We start from the raw sequence: 6,566 nt of genomic DNA, 5'->3' as shown, positions 1-6,566 counted from the left end.
TGAGTTCGCAGATAGCTATTCCAATTGGACCTGTGCCGGTTACTATGCAGGTCATGATAGTGATGCTGACGGGTATGGTATTAGGTAGTCGTCTAGGACCGGTAAGTGTGATTGTCTGGGTGCTGTTAGGGGTATTTGGATTGCCGGTGTTTGCCCAAGGAAAAGCTGGGGCAGCAGTGTTAATTGGGCCAACAGGCGGTTATATTTTTGGCTATATTGTTTGTGCGTATATTGTTGGATATGTTGCGGAACACTTTGAACTGACATACAAATATACCGCTTGTTCTATGTTAGCCGGCCTAGCGGTTATTTATAGCATTGGGTTGGCAGGGTTTATGTTTTCTTTTCAATATGTGCTGCACAAAGCCATGAGTTTGGATCAGGCATTGCATTTGGCGGTACTACCCTTTTTGCCGTTTGATCTTGTTAAAACTGCGGCTGCGGTATATATTGGTGTGCGTGTACGCCGGGTTTTGTTAAAAATCGGTTTACTAAGCCATTAGTTTAATCGGGTAAGGGATATAATTTTGCGGGTAATTATAGCTTGTATTTACAATCTTCCCGTTTTTGAGGTACAATAATAGCTATTAAACATTAAACTGTTCGAAAAAGCGTAAACAGCTTACTGCTGCACAGGGGGATTTATTAATGCTATTAGTATTTGATGTTGGTAATAGCAACATCGTATTAGGCGTCTATAACGGCGAAGAACTCATCCATCATTGGCGGGTATCAACTGATAAACAAAAGACCAGTGATGAGTACGGTATGTTGCTTTATAACCTATTTACTTATCGTGGCATGAAGATGGAAGATATTGAAGCAATTGTTATTTCTTCGGTTGTTCCGCCACTGATTGTTCCACTAACTAGGATGTGCCAGCGGTATTTTAACGTTGATCCACTAGTAGTTGGACCTGGTGTTAAAACAGGTATATGTATAAAATATGAAAATCCGCGTGAAGTTGGTGCCGACCGAATTGTAAATGCTGTCGCGGCCTATGCCAAATATGGCGGACCGTTAATTATTGTTGATTTTGGTACTGCCACTACCTTTTGTGCCTTATCGGAAAATGGCGATTATCTTGGCGGTGCTATTGCACCAGGTATCGGTATTTCCACCGAGGCGTTATTTCAACGGGCAGCTAAACTGCCGCGCATTGAACTCATTAAACCTAAAACGATTATATGCCGAAACACCATCAATAGTATGCAATCTGGCATTATTTATGGATTTGTTGGACAAGTAGATGAAATTGTCCGTCGGATGCGCATAGAAATGGGACAGAAGGTGCCTGTTATTGCTACAGGGGGTTGGGCTAACCTTATTGCCCAAGAGTCCCATACCATTGATAAGGTGGATACTTTCCTGACATTAGAAGGTCTTCGGCTAATTTATGAACGCAATCGGTAATTATTGCTATACATGGCGAAAAGGGCGGTCAATACGGCCGTCTTTTTGAGTCTCACCGAATGTATGACTACCTGGTGCTGACAACAGAACAACTAAATCTTTTGCCTGACGTGCCTAGATGGCACTAGCCGATTGCGCCATGGATAGTCTAAGCAATCGGCTTGTCCTAAGGGATTTGGCACAAGTCTTTTCTTACAGTAGGAGGACAAATGCAAATCGGAAAACTTAATTTAGTCAATCAGGTTATCTTGGCTCCGATGGCTGGGGTTACTGACTTACCATTTCGTTTGCTGGCCAAAGAAATGGGCTGCGGTTTGGTCTATTCCGAAATGGTGAGTGATAAGGGGCTAATTTATGATAATGTGCATACCAAAAAGATGCTGGCTATTGACGAGCGAGAACGGCCGGTAGCTTTGCAGATCTTTGGTTCAGAACCTGACTGTATGGGGCGTGCTGCAAAAATTGTTGCCGAAGCCGGTGCTGACATTATCGACATCAATATGGGTTGTCCTACCAATAAGATAGTCAAAAATGGTGAAGGGGCAGCACTTATGCGCAATCCTGATTTGGCTTACCGGATTATTGAAGCTGTGGTACAGGCGGCTGGCGTTGTGCCGGTAACTGTCAAATTTCGCAAAGGCTGGGACGATAGATCGGTTAATGCCGTGGAAATAGCTAAATTGGCTGAACAAGCCGGAGCGGCGGCTGTCAGTGTGCACGGCAGAACCAGGGAGCAGTTTTATTCGGGTCAGGCTGACTGGAATATTATTCGGGAGGTAAAACAGGCAGTCAATATTCCGGTTATCGGTAATGGTGATGTCCGAACGCCTAAGGATGCCAAGCGTTTATTGACTGAAACCGGTTGTGATGGCATAATGATAGGACGGGGGGCGCAAGGCAATCCCTGGATATTCCGACAAGTAACCCATTATTTGGAAACAGGCGATCTCTTGCCACCGCCGGGACTGGATGAACGGATTGACATGCTGCTACGGCACCTGGATATGCTTGTTGAACACAAAGGCGAGTATGTTGGTATCCGAGAAATGCGCAGTCATGCGGCTTGGTACACGAAAGGGTTGCATAAGTCGGCTGAATTAAGGCTTACTTTTAATCAGGCAACTAGTAAAGCGGATTTTATTCGAATCATGGAAGATTACCGGGCGACAATATCGAGGTGAAGACAGTGAATATGCTCATCATGCCTGTTGCTAATGGCGTATTGCCAAGAGCACAGGGCGGGACGATTACTGGTATGTTTATTATTGAAAATGGAGGTCAGTTACTCCTAGATGTTGGAGTTGGGAGAGACATTTTCATCTGTCCCTGGATAGCAGACGAACATGAACTGTACCCTGTAGGAGTTGTTGTCAGAATCTTGGATATATGGAATCAGACGGTCGTGGATGCGACTGGGGCTGAAATTCCAGTGCTGATGGCTAAGTTGGAAGGATGTGGGCATGCTCGTTGGCACACACTCCGCACGGCTGGTAGCTATATCTATTCCAATGATGTTGAATATCTTAATCTAAAGAAAATGCGCAAAGACTATCCGACTATTTCCGGTGCCGGATGGGCACCGCAGGGCGGATATACGGAGTTTAGAGATAAAAGTGATATACCTGTAACGCTGTATGGCGTTGATTTGGAAACTGGCCAGCAAATTAGTATTACGGCTAATTTAGGTGGTCTGGTTGAACTGGAACAAGCTCATACCATTGAGCATTCTGTTATTAGGGCATTAAATACCTATGGACTTTGTACGCCTCGAACATTGGTGGCGGCTATGAACCGAGAAACCGACGAGTTAAAAAAATCAGTGGAATTTAGCATCAAGCATGTTATGCCCGAGGTTTTGGGCGTGACGGCCAGCGGCGTTTGCGGTAATCCCATGACTAATTTAGCCCAGGTGTATTTAGCCCAAGAGTTTGTCAGTAATATTGAGGCAGGCAAATCTCTGAATGAATCACTGGACAAAGCACGTCGTTCGACGATGTCTCAGCTAACTGATGATATTGGTCTTACTATGAACCAAGGAATCCGTGTTTTACAAGGACTTAAAAAGGGTATGGTTCATGATGATACGATATTAAAGCTGCAAACCTATAAAAAGGTAATAAGCCGTTTCCCCTTTGAACCGTGGGGGTAACGGTTTTTTGATATATTTCGTTTGTTGCGCGAAAACTTGTTGCTACTCTAAAAAAATGCTAAAATATGTATGTACACAATGTTGTGCACATATACTACAGGAGGAGATGACTAAGCCGTGTTGCTTCGCATTGGTGACAAGATTGTTGACATTCAGAAGATTCATCAAACTGTGGACAAAATTCTTGAATTGCGGAGTAACGGCCTGTCACAACAGGAAGTAGCAGGGCAGTTGAGTGTTGATCGGACTTTGATTTCGCGCCTTGAGGCTATTGGTGAGATTCGTAAAGGTGGCCGGATAGCACTCATTGGTTTTCCGATAAAAAATTGCGAAGAAATTTATGCGATAGCCAGACAGGAAGGTATTGATTACTGTTTAGTACTATCTGAGAAGGAACGCTGGGATTTCGTCCAGACCAAAAGTGGTATAGAACTTTTTAACACCATTATGGAGATCATTGCTAATGTGCGTAAGCACGATATTGTAATTATTATTGGGTCTAATATGCGGATCAAGCTGGTGGAGGCATTGCTGGATAAATCGGTAATCGGTATACAAATTGGTGAATCGCCAATTGCAGAAGATAAATATGTTAATCCGGAGGATATTTGTGCACTTATTAGACAGCTCAGGTTTTAGTCAGGGGGATCTCAGATGAAACAGGTGGTAAGCATCAGTCTGGGTTCATCTAAACGTAATGGTACAACAATCGCAACATTTGGTGGGCAAGAATTTTGTATCAAGAGATTAGGAACCGATGGGAACAAACGTATGGCTGCGCAGCTTATTCGCGAACTCGATGGTCAGGTGGACGCCATCGGTCTTGGCGGAACTGACTTATATATTTATGCTGGTAATCAGCGGTATACTTTTCGGGAAGCAAAGGCCTTAGCTGCTAATGCTAAAATAACACCAGTTGTTGACGGTAGTGCTATTAAAAACACATTGGAACGCCGGGTAGTGCCTTATCTTATGACTAAACACGGTTGGAATTTTAAAGATAAAGAGGTGCTGCTTGTGTGTGCCGTTGACCGGTTTGGTATGGCCGAGGCTTTAGCGGCGGCTGGCAGCCGGACGGTATTTGGCGACTTGATGTTTGGACTAGGGCTGCCCATACCCATTACTACCTTAACAGGACTGTCTCGATTAGCGAGTCTGATAGCTCCTATTATCACTAAACTACCCGTTAGTTTGTTTTACCCCACTGGTGACAAGCAGACGCAAGTTACCCCAAAGTTCGAGAAATACTTCCATAAGGCCGCTATTATCGCAGGGGATTTTCACTTTATCAGACGGTATATGCCGGCTGATATGAATGGAAAAGTCATTATTACTAACACGGTGACGAAAGAAGACGAAAACCTGCTTAGAGAACGTGGTGTAGTCACGTTGGTAACTACTACGCCAGAGATGGGCGGCCGGTCTTTTGGCACCAATGTATTAGAAGGGGTACTCACTGTTTTGTCTGGTAAACGCCCTGAACAGTTGACAGCAGAAGACTATACTCAGCTTATAGAGCAGACCGGGATTGAGCCAAGGTTTAAAAACCTTAGATGAGGGAGGGGCTTGTATTTGCAAACATTTGCTTTTGTAGTTCATCCGCTTGAAGCCAGGGATTTTAGTCGGAAATTTCCTTTTACCCGCAACTGGCCGGACAGGTTAGTGGAGGGAATTATCAAATACATACCGCCGTTTAAAGTATCTCACATCAGAGGTATTGATTCTGGATATAATACTGCTGAGGGATGGTTTATAGGGTGCCCACTAACATCCCGACAAATGTTGAATATGCCTGAACCATATGTCATTAATAAGATTATTAAGGCTGGAAAATTGGCTGAAAAATTAGGTGCAAAAATTGTTGGTCTTGGCGCTTTTACTTCTATTGTCGGTGATGCAGGTATATCTATTGCCAAAAATTTAAATATTGCAGTGACCACAGGCAATAGCTATACGGTGGCTACTGCGCTCGAAGGAACCCGTCAAGCGGCCAAAGTAATGGGATACGATTTAGAACGGGCTAATATCCTTATCCTGGGTGCGACAGGTGCAATTGGTGCCGCCTGTGCGCAAATTTTGGCGCGGGAAGTGCGGTATTTGACACTGGCTGCCCGTGACGAAGCCAAGCTTGAAAAACTTGCTACACAAATTTTGAAATCTACAGGATTAGCCGTGCGGGTAACTGCAAATACTAAACACGCTATCCGAAATGCTGATATAGTTGTAGCTGTAACCAGTGCTATTGACAGTATCATTGAGCCTGAGGATTTGAAGCCAGGCGCTATTGTTTGTGATGTAGCCAGACCGCGCAATGTTTCCCGCCGGGTAGCAGAAATGCGCAACGATGTCCTTGTTATTGAAGGTGGGATCGTTGAGGTTCCGGGGAATGTAGATTTCGGTTTAAATTTTGGGTTTCCGCCGCAAACTGCCTATGCCTGTATGGCTGAAACCATGATCTTAGCGCTAGAGGGACGTTACGAGAATTTCACTCTAGGGCGGGATTTAACGGTAAAACAAATTGAAACTATTAATAAATTAGCAATTAAACATGGTTTCAAGCTTGCGGGCTTTCGTAGTTTTGAGAGAGCCATTACTCCAGAGGAATTAACTGCGATTAAAAATAACGCAGCGAGGAAAATAGTTCAGGTACAAACAGAGAGAGGTGCTTTTGAAAATATTGACAAAAACCTTATTTATGCCTATAATAGTGAAAAATAGAGGATGTTCATAGCATTGGGTTGCCTCTTACCGACAACAGTGTCAAGTCCTACTTGACACTATTTATATTGCCCGATCCTGATATCTAAAGATTTTGCTATACCAACGGGCAAGTTTTTTACTAAAACGAATACACTATCAACGGATAGAATTTTGAAATATTTGCAAAAATAATTTTTTTGTAAATATTTAAACAAAGAGGAGAATGTATTCATGGAAAAAGATGTTATGCTGACGATAGACGGACTGAAGAAGTTAGAGCAAAAGCTAGACTATTTAAAATCAG

General features: G+C 43.5%; 7 protein-coding genes. All 7 read left to right on the top strand.

All coding sequences use genetic code 11. The features are described from left to right. Positions 1-503: biotin transporter BioY (locus AC29Z1_RS11385; protein ID WP_488271580.1), on the top strand; the 503-nt coding region annotated here is incomplete at its 5' end. Positions 504-648: 145 nt separating this feature from the next. Continuing rightward, positions 649-1,413: a type III pantothenate kinase gene (locus AC29Z1_RS11380; protein WP_488271579.1), complete on the top strand. Its 765-nt coding sequence runs from the start codon at positions 649-651 to the stop codon at positions 1,411-1,413. Between the two features lie 209 nt (positions 1,414-1,622). Next, entirely contained in the window at positions 1,623-2,594 is a 972-nt protein-coding gene (dusB, locus tag AC29Z1_RS11375) for a tRNA dihydrouridine synthase DusB (protein ID WP_488271578.1), read from the top strand. Beyond that, positions 2,591-3,562 (top strand): hypothetical protein, encoded by a 972-nt coding sequence (locus tag AC29Z1_RS11370; RefSeq protein ID WP_488271577.1) that lies wholly within the window; start codon positions 2,591-2,593, stop codon positions 3,560-3,562. Before dusB ends, AC29Z1_RS11370 begins: the two co-directional genes overlap by 4 nt. A 117-nt stretch (positions 3,563-3,679) precedes the next feature. Then, positions 3,680-4,201 (top strand): helix-turn-helix domain-containing protein, encoded by a 522-nt coding sequence (locus tag AC29Z1_RS11365; RefSeq protein WP_488271576.1) that lies wholly within the window; start codon positions 3,680-3,682, stop codon positions 4,199-4,201. Between the two features lie 15 nt (positions 4,202-4,216). After that, positions 4,217-5,119, top strand: a complete 903-nt coding sequence (locus tag AC29Z1_RS11360) for a quinate 5-dehydrogenase (RefSeq protein ID WP_488271575.1) — start codon at positions 4,217-4,219, stop codon at positions 5,117-5,119. A gap of 15 nt (positions 5,120-5,134) precedes the next feature. After that, positions 5,135-6,280: a saccharopine dehydrogenase NADP-binding domain-containing protein gene (locus AC29Z1_RS11355; RefSeq protein WP_488271574.1), complete on the top strand. Its 1,146-nt coding sequence runs from the start codon at positions 5,135-5,137 to the stop codon at positions 6,278-6,280. The last annotated feature ends 286 nt before the right edge of the window (positions 6,281-6,566 follow it).

Source organism: Sporomusa sp., assembly GCF_057736855.1.
This window is presented reverse-complemented; position numbering and strand designations above follow the sequence as displayed.

Coding starts and splice junctions, on each gene's coding strand:
- AC29Z1_RS11360 (WP_488271575.1), top strand. CDS start 4,217: ATGAAACAGGTGGTAAGCATCAGTCTGGGTTCATCTAAACGTAATGGT.
- dusB (WP_488271578.1), top strand. CDS start 1,623: ATGCAAATCGGAAAACTTAATTTAGTCAATCAGGTTATCTTGGCTCCG.
- AC29Z1_RS11380 (WP_488271579.1), top strand. CDS start 649: ATGCTATTAGTATTTGATGTTGGTAATAGCAACATCGTATTAGGCGTC.